This is a genomic window from Paenibacillus nuruki, from assembly GCF_963311185.1.
Lineage (GTDB): Bacteria > Bacillota > Bacilli > Paenibacillales > Paenibacillaceae > Saccharibacillus > Saccharibacillus nuruki.
This window is the reverse complement of sequence record NZ_OY725677.1, coordinates 4,465,958-4,488,389: the sequence shown is the minus strand read 5'-3', so window position 1 is coordinate 4,488,389 and position 22,432 is coordinate 4,465,958. Positions and strand designations below refer to the sequence as shown.

Annotated in this window: 19 protein-coding genes; 6 read left to right on the top strand and 13 right to left on the bottom strand. The window is 41.0% G+C overall.

Going from position 1 to position 22,432, the window contains the following annotated elements:
* Nucleotides 1-43: 43 nt before the first annotated feature.
* The 5 genes from RCP16_RS19930 to RCP16_RS19910 form a co-directional block, all read right to left on the bottom strand.
* Nucleotides 44-1,363 carry a sugar ABC transporter substrate-binding protein gene (locus tag RCP16_RS19930; protein WP_137223965.1) on the bottom strand — a complete coding sequence of 440 codons (1,320 nt, stop codon included), beginning with the start codon at nt 1,361-1,363 and terminating at the stop codon, nt 44-46.
* Between the two features lie 201 nt (nt 1,364-1,564).
* Nucleotides 1,565-2,635, bottom strand: a complete 1,071-nt coding sequence (locus RCP16_RS19925; protein ID WP_069325769.1) for an ABC transporter substrate-binding protein — start codon at nt 2,633-2,635, stop codon at nt 1,565-1,567.
* Entirely contained in the window at nt 2,632-3,453 is an 822-nt protein-coding gene (locus tag RCP16_RS19920; RefSeq protein WP_308641146.1) for an ABC transporter permease, read from the bottom strand. The genes RCP16_RS19925 and RCP16_RS19920 overlap by 4 nt, the downstream gene beginning before the upstream one ends.
* Nucleotides 3,446-4,255 (bottom strand): ABC transporter permease, encoded by an 810-nt coding sequence (locus RCP16_RS19915; protein WP_069325771.1) that lies wholly within the window; start codon nt 4,253-4,255, stop codon nt 3,446-3,448. Before RCP16_RS19915 ends, RCP16_RS19920 begins: the two co-directional genes overlap by 8 nt.
* Nucleotides 4,245-5,354, bottom strand: coding sequence for an ABC transporter ATP-binding protein (locus RCP16_RS19910; RefSeq protein WP_069325772.1), 1,110 nt, complete (start codon nt 5,352-5,354; stop codon nt 4,245-4,247). Before RCP16_RS19910 ends, RCP16_RS19915 begins: the two co-directional genes overlap by 11 nt.
* A 385-nt stretch (nt 5,355-5,739) precedes the next feature.
* Between RCP16_RS19910 and RCP16_RS19905 the strand changes: the two genes are divergently transcribed.
* From RCP16_RS19905 to RCP16_RS19890, 4 genes are all read left to right on the top strand, one after another.
* A complete protein-coding gene (locus RCP16_RS19905) occupies nt 5,740-7,041 on the top strand; it encodes a right-handed parallel beta-helix repeat-containing protein (protein ID WP_308641145.1) in 1,302 nt (433 codons plus the stop codon).
* Between the two features lie 308 nt (nt 7,042-7,349).
* Complete coding sequence (locus tag RCP16_RS19900) at nt 7,350-8,960, top strand: prenyltransferase/squalene oxidase repeat-containing protein (protein ID WP_308641144.1); 1,611 nt, start codon at nt 7,350-7,352, stop codon at nt 8,958-8,960.
* A 126-nt stretch (nt 8,961-9,086) separates the two neighbouring features.
* Nucleotides 9,087-10,241: an aminotransferase A gene (locus tag RCP16_RS19895; RefSeq protein WP_308641143.1), complete on the top strand. Its 1,155-nt coding sequence runs from the start codon at nt 9,087-9,089 to the stop codon at nt 10,239-10,241.
* 262 nt (nt 10,242-10,503) lie between these two features.
* Nucleotides 10,504-12,543: a methyl-accepting chemotaxis protein gene (locus RCP16_RS19890; RefSeq protein WP_308641142.1), complete on the top strand. Its 2,040-nt coding sequence runs from the start codon at nt 10,504-10,506 to the stop codon at nt 12,541-12,543.
* A 129-nt stretch (nt 12,544-12,672) separates the two neighbouring features.
* Here RCP16_RS19890 and RCP16_RS19885 read toward each other — a convergent pair whose 3' ends face one another.
* Nucleotides 12,673-13,509, bottom strand: coding sequence for a YitT family protein (locus RCP16_RS19885; protein WP_137223975.1), 837 nt, complete (start codon nt 13,507-13,509; stop codon nt 12,673-12,675).
* A 397-nt stretch (nt 13,510-13,906) separates the two neighbouring features.
* Between RCP16_RS19885 and RCP16_RS19880 the strand changes: the two genes are divergently transcribed.
* Together RCP16_RS19880 and RCP16_RS19875 are read left to right on the top strand one after the other, a co-directional pair.
* Complete coding sequence (locus tag RCP16_RS19880) at nt 13,907-14,341, top strand: nuclear transport factor 2 family protein (RefSeq protein ID WP_308641141.1); 435 nt, start codon at nt 13,907-13,909, stop codon at nt 14,339-14,341.
* A 50-nt stretch (nt 14,342-14,391) separates the two neighbouring features.
* Nucleotides 14,392-15,267, top strand: coding sequence for an NmrA family NAD(P)-binding protein (locus RCP16_RS19875; protein WP_308641140.1), 876 nt, complete (start codon nt 14,392-14,394; stop codon nt 15,265-15,267).
* On the opposite strand, the gene RCP16_RS19870 is transcribed toward RCP16_RS19875, so the two are convergent.
* From RCP16_RS19870 to RCP16_RS19840, 7 genes are all read right to left on the bottom strand, one after another.
* Nucleotides 15,264-15,860, bottom strand: coding sequence for a TetR/AcrR family transcriptional regulator (locus tag RCP16_RS19870; RefSeq protein WP_308641139.1), 597 nt, complete (start codon nt 15,858-15,860; stop codon nt 15,264-15,266). The genes RCP16_RS19875 and RCP16_RS19870 overlap by 4 nt on opposite strands.
* A 39-nt stretch (nt 15,861-15,899) precedes the next feature.
* Nucleotides 15,900-17,036: an N-acetyldiaminopimelate deacetylase gene (locus RCP16_RS19865; protein ID WP_308641138.1), complete on the bottom strand. Its 1,137-nt coding sequence runs from the start codon at nt 17,034-17,036 to the stop codon at nt 15,900-15,902.
* 104 nt (nt 17,037-17,140) lie between these two features.
* The gene (dapD, locus tag RCP16_RS19860) at nt 17,141-17,854 is read right to left on the bottom strand and encodes a 2,3,4,5-tetrahydropyridine-2,6-dicarboxylate N-acetyltransferase (RefSeq protein ID WP_069326589.1); all 714 of its coding nucleotides are present in this window, start codon (nt 17,852-17,854) and stop codon (nt 17,141-17,143) included.
* A gap of 234 nt (nt 17,855-18,088) precedes the next feature.
* On the bottom strand, nt 18,089-18,778 hold the full coding sequence (locus RCP16_RS19855; protein WP_308641137.1) for an ECF transporter S component: 690 nt from the start codon (nt 18,776-18,778) through the stop codon (nt 18,089-18,091).
* Complete coding sequence (locus RCP16_RS19850) at nt 18,754-20,472, bottom strand: ABC transporter ATP-binding protein (protein ID WP_308641136.1); 1,719 nt, start codon at nt 20,470-20,472, stop codon at nt 18,754-18,756. Before RCP16_RS19850 ends, RCP16_RS19855 begins: the two co-directional genes overlap by 25 nt.
* Nucleotides 20,445-21,323 carry an energy-coupling factor transporter transmembrane component T gene (locus RCP16_RS19845; protein ID WP_308641135.1) on the bottom strand — a complete coding sequence of 293 codons (879 nt, stop codon included), beginning with the start codon at nt 21,321-21,323 and terminating at the stop codon, nt 20,445-20,447. Before RCP16_RS19845 ends, RCP16_RS19850 begins: the two co-directional genes overlap by 28 nt.
* Complete coding sequence (locus RCP16_RS19840) at nt 21,320-22,354, bottom strand: DUF4430 domain-containing protein (RefSeq protein WP_308641134.1); 1,035 nt, start codon at nt 22,352-22,354, stop codon at nt 21,320-21,322. The genes RCP16_RS19845 and RCP16_RS19840 overlap by 4 nt, the downstream gene beginning before the upstream one ends.
* Between the last annotated feature and the right edge of the window lie 78 nt (nt 22,355-22,432).

Here is a 22,432-nt window from a genome sequence, read left to right as displayed (position 1 = left end):
GCCCCCTCGCTGCTACATATCACATATCTATCTCTAGGTTAGTTTAAGGATTCGCTTCAAATGCAGCTTGATGCTCTTGGGCAATTTGTTTTGGATCCACTTGTTGTACAAATAAACTTTGAATACTGCTTAAATGGACTTGAGATACGGCTGGGTTCATCGTGTTATCGAATGACAAGTCGCCACCTTTTACATTTTTGAACAGATCCAGTACATCAATTGCAAGTGGAGAATATCCAGCGGCTTTGAAGTCACCGTCTACTTTTTGACCTAGACCGACCGCATTTTTCAATTCGAACGATACTTTAGGTAAATTCAGTGCAAAGTAGTTTAAGAAATCTTTGGTTTCTTTTAAATGTTCACTGTTCGCAGATACGGCAAATGCACTACCTGGAGCTAACATGAACTCATCTGGATTTCCTTTACCATTAACCGTAGGGAATTTGAATACGCTCACGTCTTTACCGATCGTTGAACCGTCGTTAGCGCCTGTTTCCCATGTTCCGATAAAGAACATAGCCGCTTGACCTGTACGGAACATGTTACCGCCTGCTGTAGCATCAATCGATGTTGCACCTTCAGGGAAAGCGCCTGCTTGAACTAATTTTTGGAAAGCATCGACAGCTTCGACGAAGGCAGGATCGTTAAATGTTTTTTTGCCATCTGCTACATCTTGCAAGAATCCAGGTCCACCGTTAGTACGAAGCAAGATGTTCATAAATAGGAATGACCCTGTCCATGAATCTTTCTCACCGATTGCGATAGGCGTGATACCTGCATCTTTAAGCTTTTTCACATCTGCAAGTAGCTCATCGAATGTCGTTGGCGGAGCAGCGATGCCTGCTTTGGCGAATAAAGCTTTGTTATAAAAACCAACTTCAATATTATTACCATCTGGAAGTGCATACACATTTCCATCTTTGCTGTAATAATCAAGCAGTCCTTCTTGATATGTATCTTTTAGACCGCCTTTGTCAACGACATCATTCAATGGAGCAAGCAAGCCTGCATCGATATACGGTTTCATCTGAGCCGCTGGATTCACAATCGTGATATCAGGGATTTCTTTAGAAGCCGCTTGCGTTTTAAGTTTTAATTTTTGTTGATCTGTATTTAGCGTATCCAGTTCGATATCAATATTTGGATGTTCTTTCTCATATTGATCGACGATCTGGTGAATCATTTTGTAGGTTGGTGTGGTTGGATCAGGATAAATATTTTGGAACGTGATCTTTGTTTTGTCCCCACTGTCTCCACTTGCTCCTGAACCGCTTGAACTTGAATCGCTGTTACCACAACCTGCAAGTCCGAACGCCAGTGCACCTGCTAATAACAGAGCAACTGTTTTGCTTGGCATTTTCATATCTTTTAATATCCCCCTTATTGGATAATTTGTACAAAACGTACGGTTTATGACTTTATTATGATGTTAGCGCTTACTTTTAACAATGTGTGAAATTAAGATTTATAGTTTGTATTTTCAAGGTATTCACTTTTCTTATGTATTTCTTTATTTTGCCAACATCAAAAAAAGCTGCCCTTTAAAGGACAGCTCAGGATATCACTACTTATTCATTTTAAACTGCAAAAACAACTCATTATAATGTACCAGCATTTTTTTGCCCAGATTATCATACACTTCAAGCTTATCTGTTAGTTCTTGTGGCGGGTAAAAGCGTTCGTCACTCGAAATGTCTTCCGGCAATAACTTGAGTGCTTTGGCATTCGGTGTAGAATAGCCTACATACTCTGTATTTTGCTCGGCGATTTTGGGATCTAGCATAAAGTTGATAAATTTGTGTGCAGCATCGACATTGGCGGCTGTTTTGGGAATAACCATATTATCGAACCATAAGTTTGTACCTTCTTTGGGAACGACAAAATCCAAATCAGCATTCTGATCCATAATCTCAGACGCATCTCCCGAAAAGACTAGACCTGCCGCGGCTTCGTTGTTTGCCAGCAACATTTTGATCTCATCGCCTACAATCGCTTTGACGTTAGGGGTCAACTTTTTGAGCTTGGTTAATGCTTGTTGTAAATGTTGCTCATTCGTATCATTAAGCGAATACCCCAGACTGTTAAGCGACATCCCGATCACTTCACGAGCACCATCTGTTAGCAATACATTATTACGTAGCTTAGTATCCCAGAGATCGTCCCAGCTATCGAACTTGATCCCTTGGGCTAACTTGGGATTGTAGACAATTCCAACGGTTCCCCAGAAGTAAGGTGCAGAATACTTGTTATTAGGATCGAACGATTGATTCATAAATTTAGGATCAATATTTTTCAAATTCGGCAATTTGCTATGATCAAGCGGAATTAATAGATTTTCTTCACGCATTTTGGAAATCGCATAATCTGACGGAATCGCTACATCGAATGTCGTTCCGCCTTGCTCAATCTTTGTCAACATCGCTTCATTAGAATCAAACGTCTGATAGATTACGGTAATGCCTGTTTCTTTTTGAAATTGATCTAGAATATCTGGATCAATATAGTCACCCCAGTTGTAGATCGTGAGCGTATTTCCACTGGAGTAGCCTTCGCTCACATTCAAGCGTGATGCGGTATACATCAAGATCAGAGCGACCACGATAATACTGAGAAACATCCGTGTAAGAGTCTTCATCTTGGACCTCCTACTGCGATCGGTTCTTCGCGGCGTGGCTTATTGGTAGCCCGGCGATTGATCATATAATAACCAACTACCAACATCACCGTAAATAAGAAGATCAGCGTAGATAACGCATTGATTGATAACGCAACCCCTTGTCTAGCACGAGAATAAATTTCAACCGATAGTGTCGAATATCCATTCCCTGTTACAAAAAAGGTCACAGCAAAATCATCTAACGAATACGTAAATGCCATAAAAAATCCTGCAAAAATGCCCGGCTTAATAAATGGCAAAATAACTTTGCTTAACACATCACGACGACTTGCTCCTAGATCACGAGCCGCATCAATCAAAGAAGGGCTCATTTCTTGCAATCTTGGCAGAATCATCAGTACGGTAATCGGAATACTGAATGCGATATGCGAGATCAATACTGAAGCAAATCCTAATTTGATCCCAATCATCGTAAATAAGATTAGAAAAGACGCACCAATAATCACATCAGGACTCACAATGAGTACATTATTCAGCGACAACAGCGTATCTTTGAGACGGCGACGACGAATCCGATCGATAGCTAGCGCTCCGATAATCCCGATCATCGTGGCAATTGTTGAAGATAACAACGCAATCACTAGCGTATTAATGACAATAATAATCAATCGTGTATCTTGAAATACTTCGGCATACCATTCCCATGTAAATCCTTCAAATTCATGCATATTACCTGCACTGTTGAATGAGTAATACATTAGATATAGAATCGGTGCATATAATAGAGCAAATACAAAAACAAGATACAGATTACCCCAACCATTTTTATTAGTCATGACGTACCTCCTTGCCGAAGCCGCCACTTAGAATCATAATCACAGCCATCGCAATAATTAAGACTACTGCTACAGTAGAACCCATGCCCCAGTCTTGTGTGACAAGGAAATGCTGTTCAATCGCTGTACCCAGTGTAATCACTTTATTCCCTGCAATCAGACGTGTAATCATAAATAGGGATAGTGATGGAATAAAGACCGCCATACAGCCTGATTTCACACCAGCCATCGTTAACGGCAAAATCACCCGTCTAAAGGTCATCCAACCCGATGCACCCAGATCACGTGCCGCAGATACCAGTGTAGGATTCATTTCTTCCAGTGCATTGTAGATCGGCAAAATCATAAATGGAATAAAAATATATACGGATACAAAAACAAAACTAGACGCATTAAACAATAATTGCTGTTCTCCAAATCCAAGTGTACCTAGTAATGCATTGATCGGACCATACGTTCCAAAAATCCCGATAAACGCATACGTTTTGAGCAATAGATTAATCCATGTTGGCAAAATAATCAGCAAAATCCATAATTGCCGATGCTTGGTGCGAGTTAACAGATACGCCGCAGGATACGCGACTAATAGTGAAAACAACGTCACTAAAAACGCATACCAGAACGAGCTAATTGTCATTTGCAAATACGTTGGTGTAAAAAAGGTCCGATAATTCTGAAGTGTCAGATTACCATCGACATCAAAAAAAGAATAATACCCTACAAGCACCACCGGTGCGATAACAAATAACACGATCCAGATATAATAAGGCAGCATATAGATGCTGCGTGTATTAGCCTGCATAGACCCCACCTTCTTCATAACCTTCAAGGCGACGATCAAAGTCTTCTTCACTTTCTCCAAAACGCATAACATGAATCGCTTCCGGCTCAAAATCCAGCCCAATTTCACTGCCCGGATCGGCTTTACGAGTTGAATGTACTAACCATTCATGACCGGAATCATCATAACAACTAATCTCATAGTGAACACCACGGAATAATTGGGTATCGACACGCACTTTAAGCTTGCCTTTTTCCACAGTTGTGAGTTCCAAATCTTCAGGGCGAATCACGACTTCAATACTTTCATTATCACGTAGCCCCTGATCGACACAATGGAATCTTTTGCCGTTAAATTCCACTAAGAAATCTTCGATCATACGTCCTGGAACAATATTCGATTCTCCGATAAAGTCAGCGACAAAGCGGTTAATCGGCTCATCGTAGATATCATTTGGCGTTCCACTTTGTTCGATTTTCCCTTTGTTCATAACAAAAATCTCATCAGACATCGCCAGCGCTTCTTCTTGATCATGGGTAACAAAGATAAACGTAATCCCCAAACGTTGCTGAATTTCACGCAGTTCATACTGCATTTCAGTACGCAATTTGAGATCCAATGCAGACAATGGCTCATCCAGTAGTAAGACTTCCGGTTCATTCACCAGTGCACGCGCAATCGCTACCCGTTGCTTTTGTCCACCTGACATTTCGCTAATCGAACGTTGCTCATATCCTTCTAGATTGACGAACTGAAGAGCTTCTTTCACTTTGGCGGTTACTGCATCTTTTTTCATTTTTTTGATCCGCAATCCAAAAGCCACATTCTCAAATACATTCAAATGGGGGAAGAGTGCATAATCTTGAAATACCGTATTCACTTGACGTTTATTGGCAGGCACTTTATTGATGACCTGTCCGTTAAAATAAATCGAACCTCCTGTCGGTTCAGTAAAGCCAGCGATCATACGCAAAATCGTGGTTTTCCCGCAACCGGAAGGACCGAGTAAGGTATAAAATTTACCTCGTTCTACCTCAAATTCTATATTTTCGAGCACTACTGTTCCATCTTCATAGCGCTTCGATACTCCATCAAAACGAATAATTGTATTGTCCCCCATAACAGCCTCCTTTAATAACCTCTATTCTTTATTATAACCAATAGATGTTGTAACGATTAAAGTATTGTATACGCAATGTTAAATAGATATCTGCTGAACATAAATAAAATCCAATCCGCAATTCTTAAGATTGGATTACGATATACTTCATAATTTACGTTTTCTACCTAACCAGCTATCCAATAGACCAAATACCATCGTATAGATCGGTACTATTTGCCATTCCGAATACTCTATCCATATACCTATAAAATAAAGGTTCAATGCAATTATAAAGAAAACCACCAGAATTGCAATTACATTATCAGTCAAAAGCCTTACAATAAAAGAAATAATAGCTCCTAAGTCATACTAATTCTATCCTTACACTTTATTTGATCCATCTATGTATTACAGCGACTATACAATATCACAAGGAGGAATTCATCTGCATACAACTTTTATACATCAACGGATTAAGGTATTCATCCTTTGTCTGCTTACATTATTTCTACTATCTATAGCTGCTCCACACTCCTATGCGGATTCTTCTATTCCTTTTGCCAATGAAAGTTATGAAAGTATTGTAGATGCTTCAGGAGAAGGGGATTATGTATCTCTACAACAAGCGATTGATGCGCAAGCCCTTCATATTTTTGTACGTAACGGAATCTATAATGTAAATACGACTCTTCAAATTGAACTGGACGGAACGACCATACGTGGACAATCACGAGATGGTGTGATTATTCGCCAGAATCAAGCCCCACGTGATCTACTGGTGATTCGTGCAGATCATGTTCATATTTCCAACCTTACCCTTGATACATATACGAACAATGCAGGAGCCGCACTGGTGGTTGCCGATGCCAATGAAGTGATGATTCAAGATTCCCTTTTTCAAGGTTCCAAGACGATTTTTGCTGTGTATTTTGCAGGTCCTTCGGTGAAAGCAGGTGAAGATACACTTGCCGCTGTCGAATCAGGTACACTCGATCAAGGCAATCAATTTTTGCGCAATGAAGTCTATTCTCATTATGCAGGTGACGGATTATCCTTTTCATTACAAAAAAATGGATTAGTACAAGACAATATTCTTCATCATGCTGTGTTGGCTTTTTATATGTGCAGAAATAGTGAAGTGTCTACCAATATCATCAACGATTCGCCCGGTGTAGGGATTCATTATTCCATGCCTGCGTATGACAATATCATTCGAGATAACCAGATCTATCGTTCATTGGGATCAGGCATAAGAGCGTCTGCTAATCTAGAACATCCTGTGCCTACAACTGCTCTGTACACAGGATTATTGATCGATCATAACTTCATTAAAGATACACGTTCTTTTGGGATTGAACTCGATCAAGTGGGGAGTCGTACACAGATTCAGCGTAATAATATTAGTCAGACCGACTTTTCCGGTATGATTGTGCTTCGTTCTTCGGATCTACGAATCCACAATAACCAGCTGTCTCACAACGCCTATTATCGTATTCGTGGTCGTCTTCATCATTGGACAGGTAACAGTGGCGGAATCGATCTCGAAAATACAGTAACAGCAACTAAGATGACCTATAACACGATCACATCCAATGGAAAAAGTGACTTTGGTATTCGCTTCTCCCCCACTCAAGGAAAAAATACGATGTATAAAAATAAATTGGTTGGCACTACGTTGATCACTGATATCATACGTTTGCCTTAAAAAAGGTATCTATTTGCTACTCTATCTATCCTAGCCCTCTTGTATAACCCTTATCCTTTTCAAGCTACTCCTACGCCAATGTTATTTGAGTAGGAGTTTTGCTTTTTCAAGAATCTCTTTCTTAAGTCCTTGATTATCCATATTGACGTAAGCGCTTCCATAAGTAAAAATGAGTGAGATAAATGTTACATACTGGAAAATAGTGATGGTTTTGGAACTTTACTTTATTGAAATTTAAATAGCCTATTCAAACCTTCCTTTTCCCATTTTATGATTCATTTATCTACTATCCTTGAGGAGGAATATTGATGAAAAAGAAATTCACTCACTTGTTGCTCACAGCAGTACTGGTTGTAGGGGCGACTTTACCATCAGCAGGCATTGTGAGAGCAGATGCGGCAAGTGATGCTTCTAACCGGGCATTAACATGGTTAGAAACGCAACAAGATGCTACAGCAGGACTGGCTTTTGACGGATTAGTAGATAGTTTTGAAGATTTCTGGGGACCTAACAATCCGAAACAGATCGTATACACATATGATCAGGCGGTAGCCGCAATAGCTTTTATCGTCAAAGGGGAACGGGTTCGTGCTGAGAAAGTACTCAACAAAATGCGAGATATTCAAGATCCTACAGGCTACTGGCTGAATTCATATTGGTATAATAACGGTGCAGGCGAAGAAATTCGCGAACATGTAGGACCTGTTGTATGGATGGCAATGGCGGCAATGGCGTATGAAAAACAATACAATGATACTCGCTATCGCCCTATGGCAATCAAAGCGCTAGATTGGTCTCTACAGTATCAACAAGCCAATGGCGGTGTAGCAGGCGGTTGGAGTGCATGGAGCAATTCCAATGAACCGTGGAGCTCTACCGAGCACAATATTGATATCTATCGTGTGTTGCAATATTATGCGTCTGTCGATTCGACCAAAGCAGCCAAATATAATGCAGCTGCGACTAAAGTCAAAAACTTCCTTGATAATAAAGTATGGGACGATGCCAACAAACGCTTTACCGGTGGTTGGAAAAATGACACCAATTTGATCGATCCTAAGCTTCCGCTAGATGTGAATCCGTGGGCTGTATTAGCACTTGGAACCACAGGGACTCACAATTATGGAGCAAGTCTAGATTATGTTGAAAATGCAAATGGTGTTCCCGGTACACTGGCGAATCCACGTTACAAACAGACATTGACGTATAATGACGCTGGCAATACATTAACCGGTTATGATTTCGATTGGACCGATGAAGTGAAGCCTGCTTATGACGATAATGGTAATCAGATTGGTAATACAGGAGCAGACGTGTGGTTTGAAGGATCAGCCTTTATGTCGCTGGCTTATTATATGAAAGGCGATGTCTCCAAAGCGAACGCTATCAACACTGAAATTATCAAAAAACAAGGAACAAGTGGAGCTTCACTTGGCGGTATTCCGTATTCTCTTAAAGGCACAAGCAATAGCTACTGGGTGATGGCGCAGCAAAACTGTGTATCCAGTACAGGATGGTTAATCTTATCCCTTGCCCATTTCAATCCATTTACAGGGCAATATCTAACAGGCGGCAATCCAACCAATCCACCAACACCTACAGACCCAACTACACCGACTCCTGATCCAGGAACAGGGACTGGTGATCACACGACCGCAGACTACACAGCAGGTGTGACGAAAGTGTCTGCTACAGCAATCAGTATTAATATCAAGCCTGTAACGGATGCCAAGTATGTCGATATCCACTACAAAATCAATGGTGGATCACAGCAAAATTACCGTATGACCAACAGTTCAGGCACATGGAAACAGAGTGTCACTGGACTTAGCACAGGCACAAAAGTGGAGTACTGGTTCACTTATGAGAAATCAGGCCCTCAATATGATTCGACTCACTACACGTATACTTTAAATTAACTCATCCCAGCCAAGCACCTAATAGAACATTCTATTAGGTGTTTTTGCTGTTCGCTGATCCTCTTTTCGTCTATGATTTAGATAGAGTATGATATACATATTATGGTTGATGAAAGGAATCTTATTATGGAACATTTATTGAATGCATCGGTCAAAGATATTCAAATCAGTGGTATTCGTAAAATTGCTAATGCCGCTGCGCAATACCCCAATGCGATCTCACTGACTATCGGTCAACCTGACTTTCCAACCCCTCAACATATTATTGATGCCGCTGGCGTGGCTATGAACGATGGCAAAACAGTCTATACACCTAATGCCGGTCTACCTGCGTTACGACAAGCAGCAGCTGATTTTGTCAGACAGAAATACGGACAAAATTATAATCCTAATGATGAAGTGATTGTTACCAATGGAGCTAGTGAAGCATTGGATATTACGTTACGAACGCTAATTACACCGGGCGATGAAGTGATTTTACCGGGGCCCATCTATCCAGGCTATGAACCGCTTATTCGCTTATCCGGCGGTGTTCCTATCTATGTAGACACCCGTTCAACCGATTTCAAATTAACAGCCGATTTGATCGAAAAACATCTATCTACACGGACGAAAGCGATTATTTTAGGTTATCCTTCTAACCCTACCGGACGGGTAATGAGTGCTACCGAATTACAGGAGATCGCTACTTTATTGCAAGCACGTGAAGTATTTGTCATTTCCGATGAAATCTACAGTGAATTGATCTATGATACCCCTCATCAATCGATTTCTTTATGTGACGGTATGCGTGACAAAACGATTGTGATTAACGGCTTATCCAAATCTCATTCGATGACTGGTTGGAGGATTGGCTTTACTTTTGCACCTGCTACACTCACCCAGCACATGATTAAAGTACATCAATACAATGTCACTTGTGCAAGTTCAGTCAGTCAATATGCTGCTCTAGAAGCTCTTACTCAAGGTATAGATGATGCCATTCCGATGAAAAAGGAATATCAACAACGACGTGATTATGTATATGATCGCTTGATCGCTATGGGGCTGACATTAACTAAGCCAGAAGGTGCTTTTTACCTATTCCCTTCGATCGCTCATTTGAATATAGGTTCGATGGAATTTGCTTTGCGTTTACTGGATGAAGCAGGTGTTGCTGTAGTTCCGGGGGATGCTTTTTCCGAGTATGGAGAAGGGTATATTCGAATCTCTTATGCTTATTCACAAGAGGTATTAACGCAAGGATTGGATCGTTTAGAGCAATTTATCAACACATTATAATATACAGTAAAAAGTATAAACGGCAGAAAGTATCTCTATTGATCATTTAATAGAGATGCTTTTTTGTGTTTGTATTTACAAATCAAATGGCTTCAAATTCATTCTTCAATAGGCTGATACCCGAAATAACATGTGAAAAATGATACACTCAATTTTGTTTCATGAAACATTTTGAATATTTTCATAATCTACTCTATTTCTTTTCTGTTCTTTTGCCGATGTTAATAGGAGAATAAATATGCAGATATATAGGAGTGGAGTTATGAAAAATATTATACGTTTTCTCAGCTGTCAAACGATAGGCAGCAAATTAATTATTTCTTTCTTTATCGTTATGATTGTTGCTTTGGGTACTTCTAGCTTCACATCATACTGGTTAGCCCAAAAAACATTAAGTAATGAAATGATCAATAGCGCTTCATCTAGTGTAGAAACGCTAAATTCTACAGTTAATACGGAAATGCAACAAAATATAGATATTGTTGATTATTTCGCAGGTCAGGTATCTCAAGTCAATTATGCAAATGGAGATAATTTAGTTACTGAATTTAAAAGCTATTCTACCTCTCTTAAAAAAGTAGAGTCGCTTTATGTAGGAAGTACGACAGGTCAGTTTTTCACTTCTTCTGATAAACCTAGCCCTGCCGGATATGATCCTCGTGAACGTGATTGGTACAAGCAAGCTGTTGCTTCATCAGGAAAAGCAATTATAACGAATCCTTATATTTCGGCTTCTACTCAGAAATTAACGGTGACGATTGCCAAGCAAACAGCCGATCAAAGTGGAGTTATCGGATTAGATATTAATTTAGAAGCACTACAAGCAACAACAGCGACGGTTAAAATTGGTAAAGAAGGCTATGCTTTTATTGTAGGTAAAGACAGCAATTTTATTTCTCATCCTACAGCTATTGGTGAAAAAAATTCGTCTTCTGAAGAACTCATGGCTCGAGCAGATTCCAAAGGGAGCTACACCTACCTTTACGAAAATAAACAAAAACAATTAGTTTATACAACAAGTGATCTGACTGGATGGCGTATTGCAGGAAGCTTTTATCAAGATGAGATCAATGAAGCGACTCAGCCGATTTTATATAGAATGATCATTGTTTTGCTATTATCTTTAATTATAGGTGGTATTGTTGTTGCACTGGTGACTCGTTCGATCACCAAGCGTCTGAGCAAAATTGTTGTTGTTGCAGAAGCGATTAGCGATGGCGATCTTACCCATCATCTTGTAGACCCTAGCAAAGACGAGATCGGCAGATTATCACATGCCTTTAATAATATGAACGCCTCTTTAAGCTCATTGATTGGCTCTATTAACGATTCTGTTAGTGATGTGGTCTCTTCTTCAGAGCAATTGAATGCAAGTTCTGAACAGACCAGTCATGCTACTGAACAGATCACAACAGCGATCGAACAATTCTCTGTCGGAAATGAACGTCAAAATAAAAATGTAAGCCAAAGTGCAGATCAATTAACTCAAGTTGCCGATTGGTTACAAACGGTACAGACCAATTCGAACTCATTGCTTTCTTTATCCGAATCGTCTAATTATCTAGCAGATAGCGGAGATCGCTTAATGCAACAAACCGTCGGTCAGATTCAGCAGATTGATCAATCGGTTCATCAAGCCAATGAAGTGGTAACGAACTTATCTCGCAAATCCGAAGAAATTTCAGTCATTTTACAAACGATCAATGATATCGCGAAGCAGACCAATCTATTGTCTCTGAATGCGGCTATCGAAGCAGCACGTGCTGGCGAACATGGTAAAGGGTTTAATGTGGTTGCAGGTGAAGTGCAGAAGTTAGCCGATCAATCGCGCGCTTCGTCCCAACATATTGAGAACTTGTTGAAAGAGATTACCGATGAGATTGGACGTTCATTGTCTACCTTTACCGATATTCATGGTTCTGTGGCAGAAGGGATGATGACTGTGCAACAAGCGGCAGATCAATTCCAACAGCTAAGAACATCTTCACATCAGATTTCATCAAGTCTGACCGAAATGAATTCATTGGTACAAGAAGTGAATGGTAATGCCGTAGAAGTGGCTCAATCGGTTCATGAAATTAGTGAAATTTCGAATGTAAATACGGCTTCTACCCATGAGATTGCGGCTTCCGCAGAAGAACAATTAGCAGCGATGGAAGAGATCACTTCTTCCGCTCATGCTCTGGCTTCTCTTGCAGAAAATCTACAACAAGAAATTCAACGCTTCAAAACGAATGATTCTGTAAACCATTCACCATCTACTCATGTTACAACGAACCCTGAGAATGATAGTGTAAAGTAATCGTGATTACGATCTGATTTGAATAAAATAAGTACAAAAAAAGCCTTACCGCTTCTATGATTGCATAGACGGTAAGGCTTTTTTTATGGGATATCTACTGCTTTTGATAGCTGTACAGTATCCATGTAGTTATTTAGACAATTCAAGGAACCCTTCGCCAAATACATCACGTACATCATGAATCGTAATAAATGCATTCGGGTCAGCGGCTTTGACGATCTTTTTCAGTACAGAGACTTCTTGCTTGCTAATCACGATATACAATACTTCTTTCGGTGTCTTTGTATAGTATCCATGACCGGATAATACGGTGACTCCGCGATCCATCACCGTAATGACTTTTTCGGCAATCTTATCTTGCTGTGCAGATATAATCATAACGGCTTTTTTCGGATTCAGTCCTTCGATAATAAAGTCCATCGTTTTGGTTCCAATATACAACATGACAATCGTTAACATCAGACTTTGTGCACCAATAATAAAGTAAGACGAGAATGCTACAATCAGATCGAAAAAGAGTAAACCATAACTAATATTCCAGTCCAGATACTTGTTGGCGATCCGCGCTAAAATTACAGTCCCTGCTGTTGTTCCACCTGCACGAATAATCAGCCCAATCCCTACTCCGGTAAACAATCCACCAAATATCGTATTAATCATAATTTCACTGGAATCAATTCGCCAGTCTGCGGTCAAATGCAAGAAAAAAGAGTTGAACGCTACTGCCAGAATCGTATAAATCGTCGTTGTTTTATCTAGAAATTTGTACCCGACAATCAATAAAAATGCATTGATCACCAAGTTCATTAGTCCAGGAGACAATTGCCATACATAAAATAAGATAATCGTAACCCCGGTTACGCCACCTTCACCCAGTTCATTCGGGATGACAAATAAGTTAATCGCTAACGCAAAAATAAACGCACCAAGTGCTATAAAAGCAATATCAATAATCCTTTTTTTCATCTGTTTATACTCCCCTTTTATCCAACCCTAACAAATGAGTATTGTAAGCGATAAAACCTTGACAAGTCAAAGCTTTTTTAAGTTACTGTCCTCTGCTATTTCGGTAGTTCAGTACCGTCAAAAAGCACGTTGTTAGGAGAAAAATTTCGCCTTCTGGATAGAGGGTGTATATTTATGCTGGAAAGGAGAATATTATGTTTATTTTTAACAAAATCTTGTATATCTGTTGTATATCGCTCTAGGTGAAATACAGTACATATGTTTATTCTAAAATTATAGACCGATTAGTCTAAATATAATTGACTATTTAGTCTGGAATAGTTATAGTGAAGACAGCACTTATTTTTTATTCAATAAATCAACTTCAAATTTCTTATTCGAAAGGCAGGTTTTTCGTATGCAAAATCATGTTCCTACTGGTTTATCTCCTATCGATATTCAGACTCATGATGCTCAAGCTACACAGATGATGAACACATTTAGCAAAGCGATGTTGGTTGAAGATATAGAACTGTTTCTCAGCCTTTTTGCAGAACAAGTGATTTTTGAATTTCCTTATGCCCCTGAAGGATACGCCAAACAGCTAGAGGGTATCCATGCTCTACGACAGCATTTGGAATCGCTGCAAGGAATTATTGCGTTCACTCATTTCAGCACGCCTATGATCCATCTCGCTACTGACTCCCATACATTTATTGCTCAATTTCAAGGAGTAGGTACTTTGGTTGCTACAGGACTTCCTTATGAGCAAGATTATATTTCTGTAGTCACCACCTGTGATGGCAAAATCACTCGTTATCAAGATTATTGGAATCCATTGGTGTTAGGTTAATCATCTTAGATTAGATACGACTATTCGATCTATCGATAAAGGAGCTATTTATGAAAACTATTCAACATATTTTACTCACCGGCGGACAAGGCAAAACCTCATCTCGAATAGCTAAAATTCTGCTGACAGAAGGTTATCACGTTCGAAGAGCAGGAAGAAGTGCTCATTCTCTACAACATCCTCAAGCTCAATCTGTCTTTTTTGATTGGAATAATACGTCGACGTACGCTCAAGCTTTGCAGAATATAGATGCGGTCTATATCGTTGTGCCTGTGATGATGAATCCTGAAATTCTGGTTATTCCTTTTATCGAGCAAGCGTTGACACAAGGCATACAACGTATCGTGTTACTATCCAGTGCTTCGATCTCGATCGACCAACCTGTTTTTGGATATCTACACCGCTGGATCAGTGAACATGTACCGCAGTGGGCTGTATTACGCCCTTCTTATTTTATGCAAAATTTTACCGAAGCACAGCAAGCCCAATTTATTTTGGAGCAAGGTATTGTAAGTAGTGCTACAGGTGACGGTAAGATTGGGTTCGTAGATGCTGATGATATCGCTTCAGTAGCAGTACATGCACTAACTGACGTAGTACCTCATAATACCGAACATATCCTGACCGGTCCTCAATCGCTGACCTATCAAGAAGTCGCTACTCTGATTACAGAAGTAACTGGATTGCCTGTGACGTATCACCCGATCAGTGAATCTCAGTTAGAACAACATTTGCTTAACGCAGGTCTAGATTCAGAATATGCTAGCTTTTTAGCACATTTGGATACCCAAATCGCTGTAGAAGGTATAGAAGATAGAGTCAGCGACTGTATAGAAAAAGTCACAGGGAAACCGCCCAAATCACTCAGACAGCATATCCAGAATCACCGACATCTATTTGTAAATACAGCAAAAGGCAGCGTTTAACGCTGCCTTTTTGTTTTCAACACCGATAACGAAATCTCGATAATCGCTTGTAACTTTGCCCGATCAGCACCCAGTTTGGTTGTAAAAATCAATCCTATTCGTTCATGCACTAGATACTGCGACATGGCAGTTAGATTCAGATCACTTTGGATCTCCTCTTGCTCCACTGCACGCTTTAACAAACGGTAAAAGCCCGCTTCAATCTGTGCATTATTATCCTGTAAATACACATTCAATTCATGATCATGTGGAGCATATTCAAGCGCACTAGCAATAATAAAACACTCTTGCGCCAATTCGGGATCGACAAGCACATCAATCATCTTTTGAAAAAGCTGTTCGATCAACGGAATCGTTGCGCCGGGTTGCTCCAGTACAGCCAGTAAGTCTTCTTTTTTGTGATCCATATAATGCTTTACCGCTAGAATAAATAGATCTCGCTTGGTTCCATACGTATCATACAGACTTTGACGGGCAATCCCCAATTCTTGCAATAGATCAGGTAAAGTGGTGCCTTCATATCCTCGACTACCAAATGTTTTCATTGCACGGTGCAACACCACAGTCGTATCAAAAGCTTTGGTACGTGCCACTATATTTCACATCCTCTATCGTTCACTCTACACCATAAGCTAACTTTGCACTGCTCTCTGCTCTGATTTCCAGCTTAAATAATCGGTAATTGTGGTGATCGCTACCTCAATCGCATCTTCACTAGGCTCTAGCTTCGCATGATGCAATCCGTAAGGCGTATCGACACCCAACCAGAACATAAATCCCGGAATTGCCTCCAGAAAATATCCAAAATCTTCGCCAGTCATCGCTTCCGTACACTCCACTAGATTCACATCTGAACGTTGCTCTACCCAACCCATAAATTCATGCGTTAAAGTCGCTTCGTTAAATACTTGCAAATAATTTGATCCCCAATCGATCTCTGCCTGACATTCAAATCCTGCTTCGATTCCTTTAACCAGTGCTTCGATTCGGGATTTGACAGCGATCATCGTGTCTGCTGACAATGTACGAATCGTTCCTTCCAGACGTGCACGCTCTGCGATAATATTTTGCTTCGTACCGCCTTCAACTTTACCGATGGTCACTACAGCCGAATCCAGTGGATTGATATTACGAGCAATAATCGTCTGCAACTGTCCCACCAACTGACAGCCTGCAACCACCATATCATTTGCTTTGTGCGGATAAGCAGCATGTCCACCAGTACCGATTAGATCAATAAATAATTCAGACGTATTAGCAAATAAAATTCCTGCACGGGTCGCAATCGTACCGACAGGATATTCAGGAGCCACATGGAGTCCGATCATCTGATCCGGCATCCAATCGGCTAATTCTGCACTTGCCAACATCGGCTTCGCTCCACCAGGTCCTTCTTCTGCGGGTTGGAAAATAACCACAAGATCATCGGTCATCTGTGTTGTCGCAAAATGAGTCACCACTCCAAGTCCGATCGTCATATGTAGATCGTGTCCGCACGCATGCATGTATCCTTCATGTTCACTTTGAAAATCATAAGACGTCTGCTCGACAATCGGCAATCCATCCATATCGGCACGATAACCAAAACGGCGCTTCGGTGCGCTTCCATGGATATAGACCAGAATACCCGTACGCCATGTACGAATCTCCAAATGTTGTTGCGGAAGAGTAGCGATATAATCGAGCAAATACTGCTGTGTTTTGAATTCTTGAAATCCCGGTTCAGGAATACGATGTAGATCACGACGAATCTGAGTAAAAGTAGTCATCTGAATCTCCTTTTTATTTCTCATTCTAAGCTTGAAGGATGAAAGAAAGACCCAGCATGTGCGGGGTCTCCAGATCAATATATATAGTGATACCTAAGTCTAAATTATAGTGTACGTAGGTCTTGCAAAATTTCTGTTTTAGACTTTGTTTTGTCGTCTACTTGCTTGATAACACGTGCAGGAGTACCTGCTACAACAGAGAATGGAGGAACGTCTTGCGTCACAACAGCACCAGCCGCTACAACAGCACCTTCACCGATACGTACGCCTTCAAGTACCACAACGTTAGCACCGATCAATACATCATCTTCAACCGTTACAGGTTGTGCAGAAGGTGGTTCAATAACGCCTGCAAGTACAGAACCTGCTCCGATATGACACATTTTACCGACTTGTACACGTCCACCTAGAACAGCGCCCATATCGATCATTGTACCTGCTCCAATAACGACACCGATATTGATTACAGCACCCATCATAATGACAGCATTGTCGCCGATGGATACCATTTCACGAATAAATGCGCCCGGCTCGATACGTGCATTGATATTTTTCATATCTAACAAAGGAATCGCAGAGTTACGACGGTCGCTTTCGATCACTTGGTCTGCAATTTTGCTTGCATTTTCAGTCAAAACGCCTTGAATATCTGCCCAGTCGCCGAAAATAACACCTGTATTACCTGTGATAAATGTTTGCACATCTTCAGGGAATGTAATACTGTCCAATTCACCTTTAAGGTATACTTTTACCGGTGTTTTCTTTTTGCTTGTTTTGATCAAGTTAATAATTTCGTGTGTATTCATTTCCGTGGACATATATAGAGGCTCCTTTTATATAACTACATGTATTTTTAAATTATTTATCAGACCCAAAGGTTTGAACTACATCCTTTATAGCATAATCAAAGGTGCAGTCGCAATGGACACCATCTGGTTAAATGTTCACTACGTATGGAATTAACTATACCATATGCACTCTATAAGTTCCCCTTAATCCGCAAAAGATACAAAAAAATAGAGAAGAAGTACAAACGCACTTCTCCCCCGGATCTAACCACTATCAAGTAATCCATATTTTTTACGAAAACGTTCCAAGACTTTGATCCATCCACCTGCTAGAATCGCTAAGAAAAAGACATTCGACAATGCATGTGCCAGATCAAAATAAAAGCTTTGTGCGTATACTGCCAGTACTGCTTTCCATTCCAACGCCACCGCAAGATCAATCACAACCCAGAGGTTCATAATCCACCCGAATAGGAATCCCCAGATTAGCCCGAACGTCAGCAAGCCCAGTCTTTTACGCATCCACCAGGTATTGCGAAGTAACCCTGCGCTTACACCCATCATTCCCCATGCAAACATTTGCCATGGTGTCCACGGGCCTTGTCCAAAATAAATATTAGAAACAAGCGCAGCCATCGCCCCTACAATAAACCCTGCTTCAGAGCCGAACACAAGCGCAGATAAAATCACAATCGCCGAGACAGGCTTTACACTCGGCAAAGCGGCAAAAGGAATCCGGCTAACCGCCGCAATCGCCGCCAGCATCGCAAGTAAGACCAGTTCACGCGCTTCTAACTTCCGACGTTCAAAGCGAAAAAATAACGGCAACATCACCGCCATTAACAATACAAAGCTTAATAACATATAATGATCACTCAGCACCGCATTAGACAATGCTAATACTAAAATACTCAGCCCTACAGCGATCATCAGCCAGAGGCGGGAACGTGCCATAACTTCAGTACCTCCTCTGCGGTTAAGATACCGGTTAACCAATCCCGTACCACTCGATTGACTGCTGTCGTATAAAATACATTTTCGCTAAAAAAGGTAGAAGGAACATCTGTGGCTGTAATCATACCATCGAACAACATGGCGCATCGACTACTATAACTCGCTGCAAATTCTACATCATGAGTTACGATTACAATCGTATGTCCAGCCTGACGAAGCTCCAGTAACTGCCGGGCTAAAGCGATTTTGGCAAGCGGATCAAGCCCTTTGGTCGGTTCATCCAATAGTAAAATATCTGGATTAAGCAACAACACAATCGCTAAAGCCGTTTTCTGCTGTTGTCCACCGCTAATATCATGCGGATGCTTCTGTTCCAATCCTTCTAATTGCAGTTGCTTGATCAGCTTGGCAATCACCACTTCTGGTTCAGCGACCCCTGCATAATGAGCCGCTGTAGACAATTCTTCTGCAACCGTATCATGGCTGAAATAGAGTAATGGATTTTGTGCCAGATAGCCGATTTTCACATGATCAGCTTGTTTGACTGTTCCTCGCCTTGGTTTCAGTAGCCCTGCCAGCAGTTGAAGCAGTGTCGATTTCCCTGCTCCATTGCCTCCAAGAATCGCTAACATTTCCCCCTTATAGATCTGCAAATCTAACTTTTTCAATACTTCAGCGCTTTTCTTTTCATATTGGAAAGTGACTTCACGACATTCTAATAATATCGATTCTTTGGATCGTTCAGGTGATTGCACCTTTTGCATAGATAAAGGATTAGACTGATTGGCTATAGCATGTACTGCCCCATCGTTCCAATCTAATGTCTGTAGCCACTGCTTGCCTTCTCGTACGGTTAACGGAATATGTAGATCTGAATAAGCTTCTTCTGTCTGCATCGTCCAGAATAACTGTGTCACTGAAGGCAAATATTTGAAATCATCGGATAGATCATCATGTGACTTTAGATCATGTATACGATGTGTCTGTATCTGCTGACTGACTTCACGCGGAGAACCGCTATATTTCAATTTCCCTTTTTCCAACATAATCATCTGATCGGCTAGCGGAATTACTTCTTCTAAGCGATGTTCACTAATAATCACAGTCGTTGAAAATTCTCGATTTAACCGATAGACCATCGAAATAAATTCACGCGCAGCGACTGGATCTAATTGAGATGTTGGTTCATCAAGTAGAAGCAACTTCGGCTGTAATAGCAACACCGAAGCAAGATTAAGCAATTGCTTTTGCCCGCCGGATAATTCATGGATCGGCTTGTATAATAAAGGTTCTAATCCAAAAAATTGCGCAATCTCTGCTAATCGACTACGCATCACAGGAAGCGAATACCCCAGATTTTCCATACCAAAAGATAATTCATGCCAGACCACATCCATCACAATACTGTTATCTGGATTTTGGAACACCATGCCTATCTCTTGCGCAGACTGCTGGGCTGGTAATTCGTTCAATAGATTACCGTTATAATAAATGGTTCCATGGTTCTGCCCGACAGGTGTTAATTCAGGTTTGAGTTGTCGGAGTAATGTCGTTTTGCCACAACCTGAAGCTCCGCACAATACGACAAAGTCGCCTTCATTCACTGTAAACGTGATATCCCTTAATACCTGATGCTGTTCTTCAGGATAGGCAAATGAAAGTTGTTTTACTTGGAGTATTTCCATGATAGCCATTCCTTTCCTTCTACAATCACAGGAATCAGCACATAAATGCCAAAACATATATACAGTATCCAATCCTGCATACTGAATACCATCGATTGCATTCGTGGATAGATCACTGCTCGTCCCCAACCGAGCGCATTGCCGATCATGATAACAATGATCAATATAGATAGACATCCAGTAAGCCAGCGATCTCTACGATCCATCCGATGCACGACATAAGCGGTACGCTTGGTTGTACCGTATCCGCGTGCTTTCATCGAATCTGCGCTTTGTAGAGCTTCTTCTAGCGACCAGACCAGCAGTACTTTGACAAGTGTCATCCCATCCCTCATTCGCTTGGTGAGTGAACCTTCGTGGACACTGATCCCTCGTGTACCTTGCACTAACGTAATCTGGCTTAATCGTCTGCGTAATAAAGGGACAAATCGTAATGCCATCATCACCACTAATGCACTTTGAGGAACAAGTCTTGCAAACAAATACATAAATTTATCGGTCGTCACATTGTAGTTATACGATAAGCTGGTCAACAAAATCAGTGTCAGCGATAACAACATGGTCACTCCGTACAATACCGATTCTAACGTGATCGGCTGATCCATAAAGTAAAATAAAATATGACGACCTCGATGAGAAATCAACGGATTAATAACAACGATCGCTATACCGATCAACAGATACAACGGAAGCATTTTGACTATTGTACCTCCATGCTTTTGCATCACAATCAAACTCACCAGCAATACAATCCCTGTCAGCAAAAATACAGGATGAAACAAAAGCATCCCGCACAATAACAGTCCTCCGTAAAATAAAAACAAAGTCACTGGATGAAGAGCACGGAATCCGCTAGTCAATTTTTGGCTCCTACATCTTTACCAAGATCTGTGGTGTATAACCAGTCGATTCGATCACCGACTTGAACTTTATACGCGCCTGCACTCATATTAGGGAAATTGCCATTCACTTTGAACATCCATCCACTTGTAGGTCCTTCGTCAAATTCATACAGATTGTCGATCCCTTCTACATAAGCGAACCCACTAGATCCTTGATACTCCATCGGAATGCCTTTGCTACGAGTCACTCGCTTGAGTAAATCAAGAGCACTCTCACCTGCTTCTACAGGCACTGCTGTAGCGCCTAGAATATTGCTGTCTCCAGTGATCGTTAATGTTGCTGTCGATGCTTGAGGCTGTGGTGTAGAGACCGGTGGTGTCTTAGCTGGTGCAGATGAACCTGACTCTTTCGGTGTTGTTGTAGAAGGCTTGGTTGTACTGGTACTTGGCTTGCTTGATGGTTTATCTGTAGCAGTACTTTTATCTTTGGTGGTATCTGTCGTGTTTTTGGTTGTACTTTCTTTGTTGGTCTTCGGAGTCTGTTTTTTAGCATTTTCGGTTGACTCTTTTGTTGATGCTGAACTTGAAGTACTGGACTTATGACTTGATGGTTCTGTCGATGCACTGGATGAAGAATCATCGGTATTCTCTTTTTTATCGTTAGCTGCATGGGTCGTGTCTGCTTCAGTCGGAACTTGAGTACCTGTAGCATCTTTAGCCGAGGCATTGTCTTTAGGCGTTGATTCTGTAGAAGAATCTTGGGAGTCTGTACCTTTGTCTATCGTAGCCTCTTGAGATGATGCTGAATCCGAAGTGGCTGGAGAGTCTGTCGTTGCGGTTGCCTGAGAATCGGTCGCAGATGAAGAATTCGTCGGTGCTGTAGAAGAACAACCGCTGACTAATAACAACGTCAACAGCATAGCTGTAATCGTTAGCGATAAGCTATATCTTTTGCCTGATCGGTTGAAAAGGGCTTGGGATCGTGAATTTTTATCATTCAGTTGTTTGCGCTCTGTACAGGTATCTTTCTCTGTATCTGTCTGGTTCATCTTGCATTAAGCCTCCTTAAATACACAAAACGGAACGCTGGACACTATGATCCCCGTTCCGCTATGTGTAATGAGTGA

Coding starts and splice junctions, on each gene's coding strand:
- RCP16_RS19930 (WP_137223965.1), bottom strand. CDS start 1,363: ATGAAAATGCCAAGCAAAACAGTTGCTCTGTTATTAGCAGGTGCACTG.
- RCP16_RS19925 (WP_069325769.1), bottom strand. CDS start 2,635: ATGAAGACTCTTACACGGATGTTTCTCAGTATTATCGTGGTCGCTCTG.
- RCP16_RS19920 (WP_308641146.1), bottom strand. CDS start 3,453: ATGACTAATAAAAATGGTTGGGGTAATCTGTATCTTGTTTTTGTATTT.
- RCP16_RS19915 (WP_069325771.1), bottom strand. CDS start 4,255: ATGCAGGCTAATACACGCAGCATCTATATGCTGCCTTATTATATCTGG.
- RCP16_RS19910 (WP_069325772.1), bottom strand. CDS start 5,354: ATGGGGGACAATACAATTATTCGTTTTGATGGAGTATCGAAGCGCTAT.
- RCP16_RS19905 (WP_308641145.1), top strand. CDS start 5,740: ATGTATTACAGCGACTATACAATATCACAAGGAGGAATTCATCTGCAT.
- RCP16_RS19900 (WP_308641144.1), top strand. CDS start 7,350: ATGAAAAAGAAATTCACTCACTTGTTGCTCACAGCAGTACTGGTTGTA.
- RCP16_RS19895 (WP_308641143.1), top strand. CDS start 9,087: ATGGAACATTTATTGAATGCATCGGTCAAAGATATTCAAATCAGTGGT.
- RCP16_RS19890 (WP_308641142.1), top strand. CDS start 10,504: ATGAAAAATATTATACGTTTTCTCAGCTGTCAAACGATAGGCAGCAAA.
- RCP16_RS19885 (WP_137223975.1), bottom strand. CDS start 13,509: ATGAAAAAAAGGATTATTGATATTGCTTTTATAGCACTTGGTGCGTTT.
- RCP16_RS19880 (WP_308641141.1), top strand. CDS start 13,907: ATGCAAAATCATGTTCCTACTGGTTTATCTCCTATCGATATTCAGACT.
- RCP16_RS19875 (WP_308641140.1), top strand. CDS start 14,392: ATGAAAACTATTCAACATATTTTACTCACCGGCGGACAAGGCAAAACC.
- RCP16_RS19865 (WP_308641138.1), bottom strand. CDS start 17,036: ATGACTACTTTTACTCAGATTCGTCGTGATCTACATCGTATTCCTGAA.
- dapD (WP_069326589.1), bottom strand. CDS start 17,854: ATGTCCACGGAAATGAATACACACGAAATTATTAACTTGATCAAAACA.
- RCP16_RS19855 (WP_308641137.1), bottom strand. CDS start 18,778: ATGGCACGTTCCCGCCTCTGGCTGATGATCGCTGTAGGGCTGAGTATT.
- RCP16_RS19850 (WP_308641136.1), bottom strand. CDS start 20,472: ATGGCTATCATGGAAATACTCCAAGTAAAACAACTTTCATTTGCCTAT.
- RCP16_RS19840 (WP_308641134.1), bottom strand. CDS start 22,354: ATGAACCAGACAGATACAGAGAAAGATACCTGTACAGAGCGCAAACAA.